Here is a 16,778-nt window from a genome sequence, read left to right on the forward strand (position 1 = left end):
CGTGGAAATCATCTTTGACCAGAGCCTCGTCGAGGCGCACCGCCGGCGCGCACTGCGCCAGGCCGACGAGAAGGCAGGCTTCCTGCTCGACATCGTCGCACAGGAACTTGCCGAGCGCGTAAGCGTCGTCGAACGGCAGTTCGAAACGGCCATGGAGCTGCACGGCTATACGGGTGCCGCCGCGCGCAGCCTTTCCACGACCGGCAAGGTCGGCGCGATCGAGCGGGTCGAAACCGACAGCGCCTTCGGTTCGGCCGACGAGCCGGTGACGGAAGCACCTCTGGAGCGTATCCCGGCCGACCCGGCGTCGCTCAGTCTCCTCGTGTCGCCACTGTCGCTCCATCTTACCAATGATACGCCCGGCGTCTTCATCCAGGCGCGCCGCGTGCTGAAGCCCGACGGGTTGTTCCTTGCCGCAATACCCGGCAGCGGCACGCTGCAGGAACTGCGCGAGGCGCTTCTCGCAGCCGAGGCGGAACTGACGGGCGGGGCGAGCCCACGGGTAATCCCCTTCGCCGACGTGCGCGACATGGGAGCCCTTCTGCAGCGGGCGGGCTTTGCCCTGCCGGTGGCGGATACCGAGACGTACACCGTCCGCTACGATTCGCTCTTCGGCCTCATCCGCGACTTGCGCGCAATGGGCATGACGAACCCGCTGGCTTCGCGCAACCGCAAGCCGATGCCGCGGCGCTTCTTTCTCAGAGCCGCAGAAATCTACGCGCAGCGCTTCTCCGATCCGGACGGGCGCATCCGCGCGACCTTCTCGATCATTTATCTTTCGGGCTGGGCGCCGCACGAGAGTCAGCAGAAGCCGCTCAAACCCGGCTCGGCGAAGCAGAGATTGTCCGACGCACTTGGCGCGAGCGAGCACAAACTCAAGGATGACGGCGAGCCGTGATCTGAGCTCTTAGAGCACTTCCAGGAAAAGTGTGTAACGGTTTTCCGTCCGGAAGTGCGTTGGATCAAATGGTTGGAGCATTCAGTGTTTCTATGAACACGTTGAAATGCTCTAGGTCCAGGCCGCCTCGATCGTGTTGGTGACGAAGGTCAGCATGCCGAGCAGTGCGCCGGAGAAATTCTGCAGGCCGATGAGAAGGCCGACCGAGATCAGCGCGGCCAGGAGTCCGTATTCCACCGCCGTAGCGCCGTCGTGGTCTCGAAACAGGCGTCTCAGCGTCTCCATTGGTCCTCCAGCCGCTCAGAGCACTTGCCGGAAAAGCGTATACCGGTTTCCGTCCGGAAGTGCGTCGTTTCAAAAGGTCGAGGCGTTTCGGCGCTTCAACGCAAGCACGCAACGTTTCAACGGCAAACGAGGCGTCGCCTCGTCACAGGTCAACCGCAAGCGGCGCCTTTCGGCGCTCCGCAGCGATCAGCATCCACTCCTGCTGCCATCGGCGTCGATGATGCAGACGGCACCCGGCATCTCCTGAAGCACGCTGCGCCGAACGGTGTAGCGCTTGGCCGTACCGCCCGAGGGTATGGAGCCCGTCGAGATGTTGTCGTAGTCGATCGGCGTGTTCGCAAGCATTCGCTTGTCGCCCTTGGACGACAGCATCGGCGTCAGGATGAGCGTCAACGCGATGACCGCCGTGCCGAACAGCAGCGACAGATTGAGCACGCCTGTCCGGCGGGACTGGCTCGTCACCATATCCTTGTCCTGAACCGTCCTCCAGAAATCCTCGTCCACCATCCCAGCCTCATGCAACACGTAAAGAGCGGCGGGCGAAGCACCCTTCCCAAAGCCTCGTCCTGACCACACCTGCCCGAAAACGGCGCCGTCGAGGTGACGCGCGCCGGAACTGACCCCATCTTGCCCAAGGGTGATAAACGTTCGATTAACGAATTATCGAATTTAGCGGGATTGCGCGCCACCAGCGCGGTTCTTGACGCTCCAACTTCGAAGCTACGCACGTCCGCACGGAAAGCCGTTACACACTTTTCCCGCAAGTGCGCTTAGAGCAAATCCATCAGGAACGGGATCAGCGGCTCGTCGGCGGGCGGCATGGCGTAGTCGCGCAACGCCTTCGGGCGCACCCACTTGATAGCCTGGCCTTCGCGGCCTTCGGCAAACCCCTCGTAGCGGCGGCAGATGTAAAGCGGCATCAGGAGGTGAAAGTCGTCGTAGCCGTGGCTCGCGAATGTGAGCGGCGCGAGGCAGGCGACTTTGGTGCGGATGCCGAGCTCCTCTTCGAGCTCGCGGATCAACGTCTCCTCCGGGGTCTCGCCACTCTCGACCTTACCGCCCGGGAACTCCCACAGGCCCGCCAGAGGCTTGCCTTCCGGGCGTTGCGCCAGCAGAACGCGTCCATCGGAATCGACGAGCGCGCAGGCGGCAACGAGCACGATCTTCCTACCCTGCATGTCCGTCAGACCTTCGGCGTTCGATAGAGATAGCGGTAGACCTCGGTGAAACCGGCCTTGCGATAGAGCTCGATCGCAGCCTGGTTGTCGGCCTCCACCTGCAACCAGGCCTTCTTTGCGCCCTTGAGACGTGCCCAACGGAGCGAGGCGTCGAGGAGAGCACTGCCGACGCCGCGTCGGCGCACCGCTTCGGAAACCGCGAACTGCATGATCCCGGCAAGATCATTGTCGTGGACGACGAGCGACACCGCCGTCGGCCCGGTCTTACGGTCCTCGAACAGGAACAGGCCGCACTCGGGCTTGATGGCGTTGATGATCCCGGTCAGCGCCTGCTTGGCTTCCGGAGGATCCCCGCCGATCAGGATGCGGGCGTCCACGAAACGGCCGATATCCTTGATCGGAAGGTGGTCGATGCCTTCGCTGAAATCGCGATCCGCCAGGTCGAGCGTCAGGACCAGGCTGTGCGCGAACGACGTCCAGCCCTCGCCATCCATATGGTCGATCATCTTCGGCGGCGTCAGCGGCGTCTGACGAACCGTAAGGGTGCGCCCGGATTGCGCAAAAAGCCGGCGCGCCTTCTCCAGGCGGATGGCTATGTCGCGATAGTCGGACGGATCCAGCGGGTTGACGGAATTCAGGCGCTTGGAAGGGTGCCCCGCCGTCAGACGGATAAGCCAGCTGCCGTCATATTGCACCGACGAGGCCGGCCAGGCGCGAAAACCGACGGCCTCCAGACGCCGCACGCTCGGTAAATCGACCGCGACCGTTTCCCCGTTCCCCGCCCCGTTGCCGGGCGGCTCTCTGCCGTTCGTTGTCATGTCCATAGCCTTGAATGCTGCGGGGCCGGGAAGAGCGCGCGGCCGTCCGGTCGCAACCGCTCTCAACGCCTCAACCGTGTCAGCTTCTGTAATCGCCGTTGATTTCGACATATTCCTTGGTCAGGTCGCAGGTATAGACCGTGGCGCGGCCCGAACCCAGACCGATATCGACGCGGATCGGAATGGTCTCGCCCTGCATGACCGCAGTCGCGGCCGCTTCCGAATAGGCCGGATCGCGCTCGCCCTCGACTGCGACTCGGATATCGCCGAACCAGATCGCCAGCCGGTCGCGCTCGGCCATCTCTCCCGACTTGCCGACCGCCATGACGACGCGTCCCCAATTGGCGTCCTCGCCCGCAACCGCCGTTTTGACGAGCGGCGAATTGGCTATCGAAAGCGCGATGCGTTTGGCGGCGGCATCGTTTTCCGCGCCCTCGACCGTCACCTCGACCATCTTGCGCGCGCCCTCGCCGTCGCGCACGACCTGCAACGCCAGATCACGCAGCAGATCGTCGAGCGCGGCACGGAACCCGTCGAGACGCGGGTCGGCCGCGTCCTCGACCTTAGCCTGGCCGTCGTCCGCCGCCGCACCGGTCGCAAACATCATCAGCGTGTCGGAGGTGGACGTGTCGCTGTCGACCGTCACCGAATTGAAGGTGGGTTCGACGCCTGCCTGAAGCAGTGCCTGAAGTGCCGCCGGCGCAATGTCCGCATCGGTGACGACGAAGGAGAGCATGGTTGCCATGTCGGGCGCGATCATCCCGGCGCCCTTGGCGATCCCGTTGATCGTGACCCTGACACCGCCGATCTCGGCGCTGCGGGTGGCAACCTTCGGATAGGTATCGGTCGTCATGATCGCTTTGGCCGCTTCGAACCAGAAGTCCTGGGTGGCGGACGAGGCAAGTTTATCCAGAACACCGGCGAACTTGGTGGCGTCGAGCGGCTCGCCGATGACGCCCGTCGACGCCAGGAAGACCTCCGCCTCGCTGCAGCCGACGGCCTTTGCCGCTGCCTCGGCCGTGAGCCTGGTCGCCTCCCGGCCCTTCTTGCCGGTGAACGCGTTGGCATTGCCCGAGTTCACGACCACGGCGCGCGCAATGCCGCCCGGCAGGTTCTGCCGGCAATGGTCGACCGGAGCTGAGGGGCACTTCGACCGCGTGAACACGCCCGCCACGGATGCCGGCCGGTCGAAGAGCATCATCAGCACGTCGGTCCGGTTCTTGTACTTGATCCCTGCGGCAGCGGTCGCCATGCGTACGCCGCGAAGGGCCGGCATTTCGGCAAAGGTTTTCGGAGCAAGCGGAGAGACGGAACCGGACATGGATTGAACCTGCTTTTCAGAAGCCTCGAACGTTGTGCGAAATGCCCGAACGGCATTCAGCCGTCGGGCATCCGGATCTTTGAAGGCGGAGCGGAGCAAATGCGAGCGACCTCAGCCTCCGCGCGGGGGCGCGCCTCCCTAAGAGGCCGCCCGGCCGTAATTACTTGGTTTCCTGCGGCTTGCCGGCCTCGTCATAGGCCTTCTTGAGCGCCGGATCGGAGATTTCGACGGCAGTGCTCTCCTTGGCGGAATTCAGAAGCTCGAGGTACTTGTCACGCATGACGAGCTGGCGAACCTGCGGCTCGACCTGTTCGAGCGTCGGCGGAGCCTGGGGACGCTTGTCCTCGATGAGGATCACATGGAAGCCGAACTGCGTCTTCACCGGTGTCTTCGTATAGGCGCCCTTTTCCAGCGCGAAGGCGGCCGTCTCGAATTCAGGTACCATGCGGCCCTTGGTGAAGTAGCCGAGATCGCCGCCCTCTTCCTTGTTCGGGTCGGTGGACTTGGCCTTGGCAAGGTCGGCGAAGTTCTTGCCCGCGTCGAGTTCCTTGATGACGTCCTTCGCCTCGTCTTCGGTCTTGACGAGGATATGGCGGGCCTTGACCTCTTCCTGCGGCGGAATCGCTGCGACTTCCTTGTCGTAGCGCGCCTTCACATCTTCCGCCGTTACGGCATCGACCACGTGCTTCTTGAAGAAGGCGTTGTGCAACTCGCGTTCGGTCAGGAATGCGACGCGCTGCTTGAACGCTTCGTCGTTCTGAAGCCCTTCCTTCTCGGCGTCCTTCAAAAGAAGCTTCACGTCGATGACGGCCGAAAGTGCTGCTGCGCGCTTCTGCTCGTCAGGCATCCGCTGGAGCTGCGGATCGAGGCTCGTGATTGCGAGATCAAGTTCCGACTGGTGGATTTCCTGGTCCCCGACTTTGGCAATGACCGGGTCGGTCCCTTCGGCGCGGGCGACACCCGCCGCGATCACCGCGACCAGTGCCGCGGCCGCAAGGGTCTTGTATCTAGACATGTTTCTAACCTTTCACCATTGGCCGCCAGCGCGATTGCCTCCGGCCCCAAGGGCTGCACAACAACCAGAATGTGGCGGTTCTGTAGCCGTCCGGCCGTGCAAGTGCGTTGACATAATCCGACCCCCCTCTTATCTGTCACGCAACCTCGCGTCCAGAACAGTTTCCGGGCGTTTCGCGGCGTGACGCGGTTTTTCGACCGCGCGCCTGAAACCCAGGCGACAAATAAGGAAAGGACCATTTGCATGGTCAGTCTCGGCGGCTTTGCCCGCAAGTTGTTTGGTTCCGCCAACGATCGCCGCGTCCGCGGCTACAAGGGCCGGGTGGACGCCATCAATGCTCTCGAAGCCGAAATGAAGGCGCTGAGCGACGAGGCCCTGGCGGCGAAGACGGCGGAATTTCGCCGTGAGCTCGCCGGCGGCAAGACCCTGGACGACATTCTCGTGCCGGCCTTTGCGGTCGTGCGCGAGGCTGCGCTCCGCGTCCTCGGGCTGCGCCCCTTCGACGTCCAGCTGATCGGCGGCATGATCCTGCATGAGCGGGCCATCGCGGAAATGAAGACCGGCGAAGGCAAGACGCTCGTCGCCACCCTGCCGGTCTATCTCAACGCACTCGCCGGCAAGGGCGTGCATGTGGTCACCGTCAACGACTACCTCGCCCAGCGCGACGCGGGCATGATGGGCCGCATCTACGGCTTCCTCGGCATGACCACCGGCGTCATCGTCCACGGTCTCTCCGACGAACAGCGCCGCGACGCCTATGCCTGCGACGTCACCTATGCGACGAACAACGAGCTCGGCTTCGACTATCTGCGCGACAACATGAAGTACGAGCGCTCCCAGATGGTGCAGCGCGGCCACTTCTTCGCCATCGTCGACGAGGTCGACTCGATCCTGGTGGACGAGGCGCGCACGCCGCTCATCATCTCCGGCCCGCTCGACGACCGCTCCGATCTCTACAACACCATCAATGAGTTCATTCCGCGCCTGTCGCCGGAAGACTATGAAATCGACGAGAAGCAGCGCTCGGCCAATTTTTCGGAGGAAGGCACCGAGAAGCTCGAGAACATGCTGCGTGAAGCCGGTCTGCTGAAGGGCGAGTCGCTCTACGACATCGAGAACGTGGCGATCGTTCACCACGTCAACAACGCGCTCAAGGCCCACAAGCTCTTCACCCGCGACAAGGATTACATCGTACGCAACGGCGAGATCGTCATCATCGACGAGTTTACCGGCCGCATGATGCCCGGTCGCCGCTACTCCGAGGGCCAGCACCAGGCGCTCGAAGCCAAGGAGAAGGTGCAGATCCAGCCCGAGAACCAGACGCTCGCCTCGATCACCTTCCAGAACTATTTCCGCATGTACGACAAGCTTGCCGGCATGACCGGTACGGCTGCGACGGAAGCGGAGGAATTCGGCAACATCTACGGCCTCGAAGTTCTCGAGGTGCCGACCAACCTGCCGATCAAGCGCGTCGACGAGGATGACGAGGTCTATCGTACCGTCGGCGAAAAATTCAAGGCGATCATCGACGAGATCAAATCCGCACATGAGCGCGGCCAGCCGATGCTCGTCGGCACCACCTCCATCGAGAAATCCGAACTTCTCGCCGATATGCTGAAGAAGAGCGGCTTCTCCAAGTTCCAGGTGCTGAACGCCCGCTACCACGAGCAGGAAGCCTATATCGTCGCGCAGGCCGGCGTCCCCGGCGCGGTCACGATCGCCACCAACATGGCCGGCCGCGGCACCGACATCCAGCTCGGCGGCAACCCCGATATGCGCATCCAGCAGGAGCTGGCCGATGTCGAGCCCGGCCCGGAGCGCGAAGTGCGCGAAAAGGCGATCCGGGAAGAGGTTCAGAAGCTCAAGGAAAAGGCGCTCGCCGCCGGCGGGCTCTACGTTCTTGCCACCGAACGGCACGAAAGCCGCCGCATCGACAACCAGCTGCGTGGCCGCTCGGGCCGCCAGGGCGACCCGGGCCGCTCCAAGTTCTACCTGTCGCTTCAGGACGATCTGATGCGCATCTTCGGATCCGACCGCATGGACGGAATGCTGCAGAAGCTCGGCCTGAAGGAAGGCGAGGCAATCGTCCATCCCTGGATCAACAAGGCGCTCGAACGCGCCCAGAAGAAGGTCGAGGCGCGCAACTTCGACATCCGCAAGAATCTCCTGAAATACGACGATGTGCTCAACGACCAGCGCAAGGTCATTTTCGAGCAGCGCATCGAACTGATGGACGCGGAGAGCGTCACCGATACGGTGACCGACATGCGCAACGAAGTGATCGAGGAAATCGTTGCCAAACGCATTCCGGAGCGGGCCTATGCCGAAAAATGGGATGCCGAGGGGCTGAAAGCAGACGTCCAGCAATATTTCAATCTCGACCTGCCGATCGCCGAATGGGTCGCCGAAGAAGGCATCGCCGAGGACGATATCCGCGAGCGCATCACTGCCGCAGTGGACAAGGCGGCTGCCGAGCGCGCCGAGCGTTTCGGCCCCGAAATCATGCAATATGTCGAGCGCTCCGTCGTCCTCCAGACGCTCGACCATCTCTGGCGCGAGCATATCGTCAACCTCGACCACCTGCGGTCGGTCATCGGCTTCCGCGGCTACGCCCAGCGCGATCCGCTGCAGGAATACAAGTCCGAGGCTTTCGAGCTGTTCCAGGCCCTGCTCGGCAATCTGCGTCAGGCGGTCACGGCACAGCTGATGCGCGTCGAGCTGGTCCGCGAGGCGCCCGAGGAACCGCAGCCGCTGCCACCGATGCAGGCGCACCACATCGATCCGCTGACCGGCGAGGACGACTTCGCGCAGGCCGGGGAGACGCTGCTGGCGGTCGCCCCCGCGAACCGCGATCCGGCCGACCCTTCAACCTGGGGCAAAGTGGCACGCAACGAAGCCTGCCCGTGCGGCTCGGGCAAGAAATACAAGCATTGCCACGGCATTTACGAAGCCTGACCGCGCGGTGCTGCGCGTCCGGTCGGGCGCGCGAACGATTGTCTGCCTGCCACTGACATGGCAGGCAACTTACCTCACCTCTAGATGCGCATGGAGCCGTAGCATGGGAGCTCAAAAGTCCTCGGACAAGTAAGCCGCAACAACGCCTTTTCCTTGTTGTTGCGGCGTCTGTCGAACCGACCCCCGTGCCGAAGGCAGGCCGCCGCCGAATGTTCCTCATTTGAGCGGATGTCTTTCCATGCCTACAAAGCCCCATGTCTGGCGCTATTCGCTGCCGGCAGCGCTGCTGCTGATGGCGCCCTTCGATATCCTCGCCTCCCTGGCCATGGATATATATCTCCCGATCGTTCCGGCGATGCCAGGTATTCTCGGGACCAGTCCTGCCGTGGTCCAGCTCACGCTGAGCCTCTATATGGTGATGCTCGGCCTCGGCCAGATCGTCTTCGGGCCCGTCTCCGATCGCATCGGACGACGACCTGTGCTGATCGGCGGAGCGATGCTGTTCGCCGCGGCGTCGTTCTGCCTTGCGGCATCCTCCAGCGCCATACCATTCGTCGCCTTCCGCTTCCTGCAGGCGGTTGGCGCATCTGCGGCCCTGGTGGCCACCTTTGCGACAATCCGGGACGTCTATGCCGACCGCCCGGAAAGCACGGTTATCTACAGCCTGTTCAGTTCCATTCTGGCATTCGTTCCCGCTCTGGGACCGATAGCCGGCGCCATGCTGGCGGAGAGGTTCGGATGGCGCTCGATCTTCGTTATGCTGGGTGCATTTGCCGTAATCGCGCTGGTGCAGGCACTGCCTCGCTGGCATGAAACCCGCCCTTCGGCGGCAGCGCTGCCGCGGCGCGCATTCGGGCCCCTTTTCCGCAGCCTCGCTTTCTGGACCTATACCCTCGGCTTCAGCGCCGCCATGGGCACGTTTTTCGTGTTCTTTTCCACCTCTCCGCGCGTTCTGATCGACAGGGCGGGATATTCGGAGCTGCAGTTCAGCCTCGCCTTTGCAACTGTAGCGATCGTGATGATCATCACGGCGCGCTTTGCCAGGCGGTTCGTCTCCCGATGGGGAACTTTGGGCAGCCTCCTGCGGGGCATGTGCATGTTGCTTCTCGGGGCGGCGCTCCTGGCCGCCGGGCAAAGCTTCGGCACCCCTTCGTCCTGGACGTTCGTCGCGTCGATGTGGGTCATGGCGGTCGGCATCGTCTTCGCCGTATCGGTAACTGCAAACGGCGCGCTCGAAGAGTTCGGATACATGGCGGGTTCGGCGGTCGCAGTCTATTTCTGCGTCCAAAGCCTCATCGTCGGGACGGCGGGGACACTGCTCGTGATCGGACTGCCCGGCGACAGCGCATGGCCGCTCGTGGTCTATGCCTCGACAATGGCCGGTGTCGTGCTGATCGCGCGCCGGCAGTTGCAGTCCAGAAGGCACGCCCAGGCATGATTGAGGAGGAAGTCGGGCAAAAGCCCGGCTTCCTCGCCCTCAAGCGAGGGTGCTGAACCCTTTGTTAACGCTGATCTGACAGAAGTGAAGCCCAGTATTGCGTAATGTCAGGGTGTCCTCGTGTTCATGGCGGTATGTCAATCGGCCGGACGAATGCTGCCGTCGGCGCTGAGATATCGCCTGCCTCTTCTCTTGCATGGCCTCGCGTCGCTTCTTGCGGGGGACGATCCCAGGAACCGTGCACAGCGCGTGGCGCTCATCGCCTTTCTGATCCGTATCGTCAGCGCAGCCATCGCCTTCGTCTCGCAAATCGTCCTTGCGCGCCTCGTCGGCGAGTTCGAATACGGCATCTTCATTTTCGTCTGGGTGCTGGTCGTCCTCTTCGGAAACCTGTCCTGCCTCGGTTTCCATGCGACCGTGATCCGCTTCCTGCCGGAATACCATACCACCGCCGCGCTCGCGAACATCCGCGGTCTGACCACGACGGCGCGCGTCTTTGCGATGCTTTCCGCGACCGTTCTCGCCGCAGTCGGCGGAGCCGGCCTCTGGCTCTTCGGCTCCGCCATCGAAAGTTACTATGTGATTCCCCTCTATCTCGGCCTGTTCACTCTGCCGATGATCGCGCTCGGCGACGTACTGGATGGCACCGCGCGGGCGCATAGCTGGCCCATCGTCGCGATGAGCCCGACCTATCTCGTGCGGCCGCTGCTGATCCTCGGTTTCATGGTCATCGCGATCGCTGCCGGGCTTCCGCGCGATGCGACGACAGCCATGGGCGCTGCGCTGGCGGCGGCCTATGTCACCACACTCGGACAATTCGTGACGATGGCATGGCGGCTCGGCCGCCATTACGTGCGCGGGCCGATGAAGATCGAGCTCGGGCGGTGGCTCAGCGTCTCCCTTCCCATTTTTCTGGTCGACGGTTTCGGGTTCCTGCTCACCAATTCCGACGTCGTCATCGTGGGCCTCTATCTCAATCCCGACGATGTGGCGGTTTATTTTGCGGCGGCCAAGACCATGGCACTCGTCCATTTCGTGATGTTCGCCGTCAAGGCGGCAGCAGGTCCGCGTTTCTCTGCGGCAATGGCCGCAGGCGATCGCCGGCAGCTGGCTGAAATCGCCGTCGAAAGCGCGCGCTGGTCCTTCTGGCCGTCCCTGGCGATCGGCGGCTGCGTACTCGCAGCCGGCAACATCCTGCTTTCGCTGTTTGGCCCGGCCTTCACGGCGGGCGCCCCCTTGATGACGATCCTGCTGACGGGAATTCTCGCCAAGGCCTTCGTCGGACCCGCCGAAACGCTGCTCACGATGGCGGGGCGGCAAAAGCTCTGCGTCCTGCTCTATGCGGCAGCGCTCGGAGTCAACATCGCCTTGAACGTGACACTCATCCCGGTCTTCGGCCTGACGGGCGCAGCTGCCGCCACTGCCGGCGCGATGTTCGTGGAGGCAGCCATCCTGCATTTCGCCGTAAGGCGCACTTTCGGCTTTCCCCTGCTGGCCGTTGCCGGCGCGGGGAGCATGAACAACAAGAACGAGGCGATTTGAGCCATGATCGGCAATGTCCTTCCCGCAGACGTGAACGGCAGCGCCAACCGCCTGCTTGGCAGCCTCGCGCAATCCGGGCCCGATACGTTCCGTTCCGAGCGGACACTGATGGTCGGAAGGCCCGGACGGCACCTCGCGGTCTATCCCGCTAGAGCGGGATACGACCTGCAGCGGGAGCTCGACTTTCTCTCCAATCGCGCCATCGAGCAGAACGTCTTCTTTACCGGGCGCTTTCTCGCGCCGGCCATGCCGCGCCTCGAGGACCGGGTAATCCGGCTTGCGGTCATCCGCGACCAAAGCGAGCAGAGAAGCCGCATCCGCTTTCTCATGCCGTTCTCGATAGAGAAGCCGGGTTTTTCGATCGGCGCGACCATTATTCGCGCCTGGTCCAATCCATTCGGGCCGCTGGGCACGCCCCTCCTCGATGCCGAAGACGCGGCCGAGACGATCAGCAATCTTTACGAAGCGCTGGCCGCGCCTTCCGCCGGCCTGCCGCCGGTGCTCGTGCTTCCGGACATCAGGTTGAACGGCAAATTTGCGCAGCTTGCCCGTGCCGTCGCGATCGGCGAAAACCTGCCGCTGACGGTGACGGATACATTCAGCCGGCCGATGCTCGAAAGCCTGCTGGACGGCCCCACCTATTTGCGCGAGGCCGCGGGCCCCCAGCGCCTGAGGGAGCTGAAGCGGCAGTGGAACAATCTCGCGAAGCAGGGATCGCTGGCCTACAATGTCGCGCGCCAACCCGATGAGATCCGCCTGCGCATGGAGGAGTTCCTGGTCCTCGAAGCGTCCGGCTGGAAAGGCCGCGAACGCAGCGCCATGATCATGGACCGGTTCCGCGCCGCTTTCGCAAGGGAAGCGGTAAACAATCTGGCCGAGGCCGACAGCGTCCGCATTCACACGCTCGATCTTGACGGCAAGGCGATCGCGACCATCGTCGTTCTGCTGATGGCCGGCGAAGCCTATGCCTGGAAGACCGCTTATGACGAGCGCTATGCGAAATACTCTCCGGGCAAGCTGCTTGTCGCGGAGCTCACGGAGTGGCATCTCGACGATGCCAATATCATCCGCTCCGACTCCTGTGCCGTGCCCGATCATCCGGTGATGAGCCGCCTGTGGCAGGAGCGAGAGGAAATGGGCACGCTCGTGATCGGGCTGGCACAGAACCGCGACCGCGACGTGCGCCAGGTCGCCGCGCAGCTCCACCTTTATCGCAATACCCGAAACATGGCCCGGCTGCTGCGTGAAAAGATCCGGGCGTTGGCAGGCCGCTGATCTTTCAGCCGAACATCAGCCGCCGGACGCGGCGAGCGCCTCTGCCGCCGCCTTCTCGCGCAGAAGCCGGCGGATCACCTTGCCCGAGGTGGTCAAAGGCAGGCTGTCGACGAAAGCGATCTCGCGCGGATATTCATGCATCGACAGCCTGTTCTTCACCCAGTCGCGGATCCCTGCCGCGGTCTCGTCGCCGGCAGAGACGCCGGGTTTCAGCACGACATAGGCCTTGACGATCTCGGTCCGGAGCGGGTCCGGTTTGCCGACGGCCGCGGCGAGCTGCACGTCCGGGTGCCCGGCGAGACAATCCTCGATCTCGCCCGGGCCGATGCGATAGCCCGACGACGTGATGACGTCGTCGTCACGTCCGAAAAAGGTGAAATAGCCCTCTTCGTCCAAGGCGCCCTGGTCCCCGGTCGTCATCCAGTCGCCGATGAACTTGGACTCGGTCGCCTCTTCGTTGCGCCAGTAGCCGAGGAACATCACCGGATCGGGACGCCTGATCGCCACCTGCCCGACCGCGCCGGGCGGCAGAACCCGCCCCTCGCCGTCGATGATCGCGACCTGATGACCCGGTGCCGCCTTGCCCATGGAGCCGGGCTTCGCCACGCCGAGATCGGTCGCAGAGGAGATGACGATATTGCATTCCGTCTGGCCGTAGAATTCGCTCACCTCGACGCCGAGTGCCGCCCTTGCCCATTCGAAGGTCTCCCGCCCGAGCGCCTCTCCGGCCGAACCGACGGTGCGCAGCTTGAGCGCGTAGCGATCGCGCGGCCGCTCGACGGATTTGAGGAGCCTGAGCGCCGTCGGCGGGATGAAGGCGTTGCGCACATCCATTTCCTCCATGATCCGGAACGCGGTATGCGCATCGAATTTCTGCGCCGGCGAGGACACCACGGGCACGCCGAAGAAAAGCGACGGCAGCAGAGCGTTCAGGAGACCGCCCGCCCAGGCCCAGTCGGCAGGCGTCCACATCCGGTCGCCAGGCTGCGGCAGGAAGTGGTGATGGAACTGGAACCCCGGCAAATGGCCGAGCAGCACGCGATGGCCATGCAGGGCTCCCTTCGGCGGCCCGGTGGTCCCCGAAGTGTAGATCATCAGAGCGGGATCGTCCGGCTTCGTTTCCGCGGGATCGAATCGGCCCTCCCGGGCCACGAGTTCACCGAACCGCACGGTGCCGGATTCGTGCTGTTCTTCGGCAAGCACCACCAGGCGCAAATCCGGCAGCTCTTCCCGGATCGCCGTTAGCCGCTCATGGCCGAAGCGATTGGTGACGATCGCTGCCGCACCCGCATCCTTCAGCCGGTAGGCCAGCGCCTCGGCGCCGAAAAGCAGAGCAAGCGGCAGCGCGATACCACCCAGCTTGTAGATTGCCGCATGGGCTATCGCCGCCTCGAACCCCTGCGGCAGCAGGATGGCAACGCGATCGCCGGGCTTCACCCCATGTGCGGCAAGTCCGCCGGCAAAAGCGGACGAACGGGCGGCAAAGGCGCCATAGGTCAACGCAAGATGCGCGCCGTCCGAGCTGAAATGCTGGAGACAGACGCGCTCCGGCTCCCGCGCGCCCCAGGCGTCGCTGACGGCTACGCCGATGTTGAAGGTATCGGGTATCCGCCAGCGGAAATCGCCGTAGAGTTCGTCATAGTCTTCGATCTTCGGGAGCATGAGCTTGCTGCAGCTGAGTTTTGCTGCAATGCAGCTAGCATTTGAGCGCGGGGGAATTCAATGGTGGTGCCGACCGTGGGCGCGGATTTCGAGGAGAAGCGAACGCACCGGGGTCGGTGCGTTCTTTCCGGTTCGATGGTTATCGACGTTATTGCTCGATGCCGCGGTCTTTGAACGATTGATCGATCGCCTTATCCACTTTGGCCCGCACACCTTCGAGGTTGAAGCTGGCTCCGCGTTGGCTAGGCGGATATTTGATGAAGCTCTCCAGGAACGCTGCAGCCTTCAATTGACCCTTCACCAGCAGGAAATCGTTTCTTACAAGCCAGTCGTTGTACTGATCGGACACCAGGTCCGCACGCTCATAGGGGTCCATCCGCAGGTTGAACAGCTTGGGCACGCGCCAGGTCACAAGCGGCGTTTGCCAGACAGCGAATCCTCCGCCGGCAGTTTGATCATGAAAGACCACCTTCCAATCGTCGTAGCGTGTGGCCACCAGGTTGGCGTCGTCATCGAAATAGAAAAATTCGGAACGGGCACTCTTGTCCGACTTGCCGGTAAGGTAGTCCAGCTGGTTGTAGCCATCGAGATGGTTCTTGAACGTCGTCGTGCTCCCCTCGGGCTTCCAGCCGTTCAGCAGACGGGTCTTGATGTCTGGGTCACCCGCCGCCGCCAAAAGCGTCGGGAACCAGTCCAGGCCGGAGACGATCTGATTGGAGACCTGACCTGCCTTGATCTTCCCGGGCCAGCGGACCATTGCCGGTACCCGGAAGGCACCTTCCCAGTTTGTGTCTTTCTCGCTGCGGAACGGGGTCGATGCGGCATCTGGCCATGACCATTGGTTCGGACCATTATCGGTCGTGTAGACGACGATCGTGTTGTCCGTGACGCCGAGATCGTCCAAGGCCTTGAGCAGATCGCCGACGTCGCCGTCATGCTCGATCATCCCGTCGGCATATTCATTGCCGGGCATGCCGCTCTGGCCGCGCATGGATTCGCGGACATGGGTGAAGGCATGCATGCGTGTCGTGTTCATCCAGGTGAAGAAGGGCTTGCCTTGCTTGACCTGCCTCCGGATGAAATCGATCGCGGCGGCGGTCGTTTCGTCGTCGATGGTTTCCATGCGCTTGCGATTGAGCGCGCCGGTGTCTTCGATCTTCCCGTCGGCCGACGATTTCACCACGCCGCGGGGATTGTACACCTTCAGGAATTCTTCATCGTCCTTCGGCCACGCTGCTGCTTCCGGCTCCTCTTCCGCATTGAGGTGGTAGAGATTACCGAAAAATTCATCGAAGCCATGGTTCGTCGGCAGGAACTCGTCCCTGTCGCCCAAGTGGTTTTTGCCAAACTGGCCGGTCGAATAACCCAGCGGCTTCAAGGCCTGGGCTATGGTGATGTCACCGGCCTGGAGCCCTACGGGCGCTCCGGGTGCACCGACCTTGCAGAGACCCGTGCGCAGGCAGGCCTGGCCGGTAATGAAGGTCGACCGGCCCGCCGTGCAGCTATTCTCGCCGTAGTAATCGGTGAAGCGCAGGCCTTCCTCAGCAATGCGGTCGATATTCGGTGTCCTGTAGCCCACGATGCCATCCGCATAGGCGCTGATGTTCGTCAAACCGATGTCGTCTCCGAAGATTACCAAAATATTTGGCCTGTCTGGTGGGGTAGCGGGTGTCGCTTGCTGCGCATGGGCGACGGAGATAACCGTCAGTCCCACTGTGATGCCGGCTGCAGCTGAAAAAAGTCGATCAAGTAGCGATCTAGTCATGACACTTCCTCGATATGAAGCTCTAGGCTTGCTGATGTCCGACTTGCGCTTGCCCGGTATTTACGCGCCGTGAGACGCCGACGCAGTACCCGGACCGAGTACCGGGAGACGTGAAACTGCGACCCGGATAAGCCCCTCCGCCGCGTGTGCTCGAGGTGGAGGTTGATCGTAAAAATACAACCGAAGTTAGTATTCGCAACCCTCGTGCGGGTGCCTCTTCGACTGTTTTCAAAAGTATCGCAGACATACAGGCCCGCCGGCGCAGCTATTGGTCGCGTCGAGAGCCGAGGACTATCCCGGTGGAATATACGGAAAACAGATCAGAATAAGATGAAGTTTTGCGAATGGCGCGAGGACTATCAGACGCCAGAAGATAAAAGCGCAATGAAACCAACACTATAAAGTAGTTGTGGTGCCCCATGCCGGAGTCGAACCAGCACTCCTTTCGGAACTCGATTTTGAGTCGAGCGCGTCTACCAATTCCGCCAATGGGGCTAGAGGCTTTGCGTGATATCAGCGCTTGCGATTTACACGATCGATTTCGGGCCGGTCAACCGCGAAGTTGCGAATTTCGCCGATCGTGTGAATTTGGCCGGGTGCTCCCACGCCAGCTGCTCCGTACGATC

At 62.7% G+C, this 16,778-nt stretch carries 13 protein-coding genes and 1 tRNA gene; 5 read left to right on the forward strand and 9 right to left on the reverse strand.

The features are described from left to right. Position 1: 1 nt before the first annotated feature. Positions 2-898 (forward strand): methyltransferase domain-containing protein, encoded by an 897-nt coding sequence (locus AC5J09_RS25690; RefSeq protein ID WP_018096958.1) that lies wholly within the window; start codon positions 2-4, stop codon positions 896-898. A 111-nt stretch (positions 899-1,009) separates the two neighbouring features. Here the strand turns inward: AC5J09_RS25690 and AC5J09_RS25695 are convergent, their stop codons facing one another. From AC5J09_RS25695 to AC5J09_RS25720, 6 genes are all read right to left on the reverse strand, one after another. Continuing rightward, positions 1,010-1,183, reverse strand: a complete 174-nt coding sequence (locus AC5J09_RS25695; protein WP_127708887.1) for a Flp family type IVb pilin — start codon at positions 1,181-1,183, stop codon at positions 1,010-1,012. A gap of 186 nt (positions 1,184-1,369) precedes the next feature. Further along, on the reverse strand, positions 1,370-1,690 hold the full coding sequence (locus tag AC5J09_RS25700) for a hypothetical protein (RefSeq protein WP_275597430.1): 321 nt from the start codon (positions 1,688-1,690) through the stop codon (positions 1,370-1,372). A 263-nt stretch (positions 1,691-1,953) separates the two neighbouring features. Next, positions 1,954-2,361 (reverse strand): 8-oxo-dGTP diphosphatase MutT, encoded by a 408-nt coding sequence (gene mutT / locus AC5J09_RS25705; protein WP_100674206.1) that lies wholly within the window; start codon positions 2,359-2,361, stop codon positions 1,954-1,956. A 5-nt stretch (positions 2,362-2,366) separates the two neighbouring features. Further along, positions 2,367-3,185, reverse strand: coding sequence for a GNAT family N-acetyltransferase (locus tag AC5J09_RS25710; RefSeq protein ID WP_275597429.1), 819 nt, complete (start codon positions 3,183-3,185; stop codon positions 2,367-2,369). A 73-nt stretch (positions 3,186-3,258) separates the two neighbouring features. After that, positions 3,259-4,500 carry a bifunctional glutamate N-acetyltransferase/amino-acid acetyltransferase ArgJ gene (gene argJ / locus AC5J09_RS25715; protein WP_494298844.1) on the reverse strand — a complete coding sequence of 414 codons (1,242 nt, stop codon included), beginning with the start codon at positions 4,498-4,500 and terminating at the stop codon, positions 3,259-3,261. Between the two features lie 160 nt (positions 4,501-4,660). Then, the gene (locus tag AC5J09_RS25720; RefSeq protein WP_100674204.1) at positions 4,661-5,515 is read right to left on the reverse strand and encodes a peptidylprolyl isomerase; all 855 of its coding nucleotides are present in this window, start codon (positions 5,513-5,515) and stop codon (positions 4,661-4,663) included. Between the two features lie 243 nt (positions 5,516-5,758). Between AC5J09_RS25720 and secA the strand changes: the two genes are divergently transcribed. From secA to AC5J09_RS25740, 4 genes are all read left to right on the forward strand, one after another. Then, complete coding sequence (gene secA / locus AC5J09_RS25725; RefSeq protein ID WP_494298845.1) at positions 5,759-8,470, forward strand: preprotein translocase subunit SecA; 2,712 nt, start codon at positions 5,759-5,761, stop codon at positions 8,468-8,470. Between the two features lie 238 nt (positions 8,471-8,708). Next, positions 8,709-9,908, forward strand: coding sequence for a CmlA/FloR family chloramphenicol efflux MFS transporter (gene cml, locus AC5J09_RS25730; protein ID WP_494298846.1), 1,200 nt, complete (start codon positions 8,709-8,711; stop codon positions 9,906-9,908). 153 nt (positions 9,909-10,061) lie between these two features. Next, a complete protein-coding gene (locus AC5J09_RS25735) occupies positions 10,062-11,450 on the forward strand; it encodes a lipopolysaccharide biosynthesis protein (RefSeq protein ID WP_494298847.1) in 1,389 nt (462 codons plus the stop codon). Between the two features lie 3 nt (positions 11,451-11,453). Then, the gene (locus AC5J09_RS25740) at positions 11,454-12,725 is read left to right on the forward strand and encodes a GNAT family N-acetyltransferase (RefSeq protein ID WP_494298848.1); all 1,272 of its coding nucleotides are present in this window, start codon (positions 11,454-11,456) and stop codon (positions 12,723-12,725) included. 15 nt (positions 12,726-12,740) lie between these two features. On the opposite strand, the gene AC5J09_RS25745 is transcribed toward AC5J09_RS25740, so the two are convergent. The 3 genes from AC5J09_RS25745 to AC5J09_RS25755 all read right to left on the reverse strand — a co-directional run bounded on the left by AC5J09_RS25745 (position 12,741) and on the right by AC5J09_RS25755 (position 16,647). After that, the gene (locus AC5J09_RS25745; RefSeq protein WP_494298849.1) at positions 12,741-14,387 is read right to left on the reverse strand and encodes an AMP-binding protein; all 1,647 of its coding nucleotides are present in this window, start codon (positions 14,385-14,387) and stop codon (positions 12,741-12,743) included. A gap of 148 nt (positions 14,388-14,535) precedes the next feature. Further along, positions 14,536-16,152, reverse strand: a complete 1,617-nt coding sequence (locus AC5J09_RS25750) for an arylsulfatase (RefSeq protein ID WP_494298850.1) — start codon at positions 16,150-16,152, stop codon at positions 14,536-14,538. A gap of 410 nt (positions 16,153-16,562) precedes the next feature. After that, positions 16,563-16,647: transfer RNA gene (locus AC5J09_RS25755), tRNA-Leu, on the reverse strand. Between the last annotated feature and the right edge of the window lie 131 nt (positions 16,648-16,778).

The sequence above is a fragment of the Sinorhizobium sp. genome (assembly GCF_059070375.1).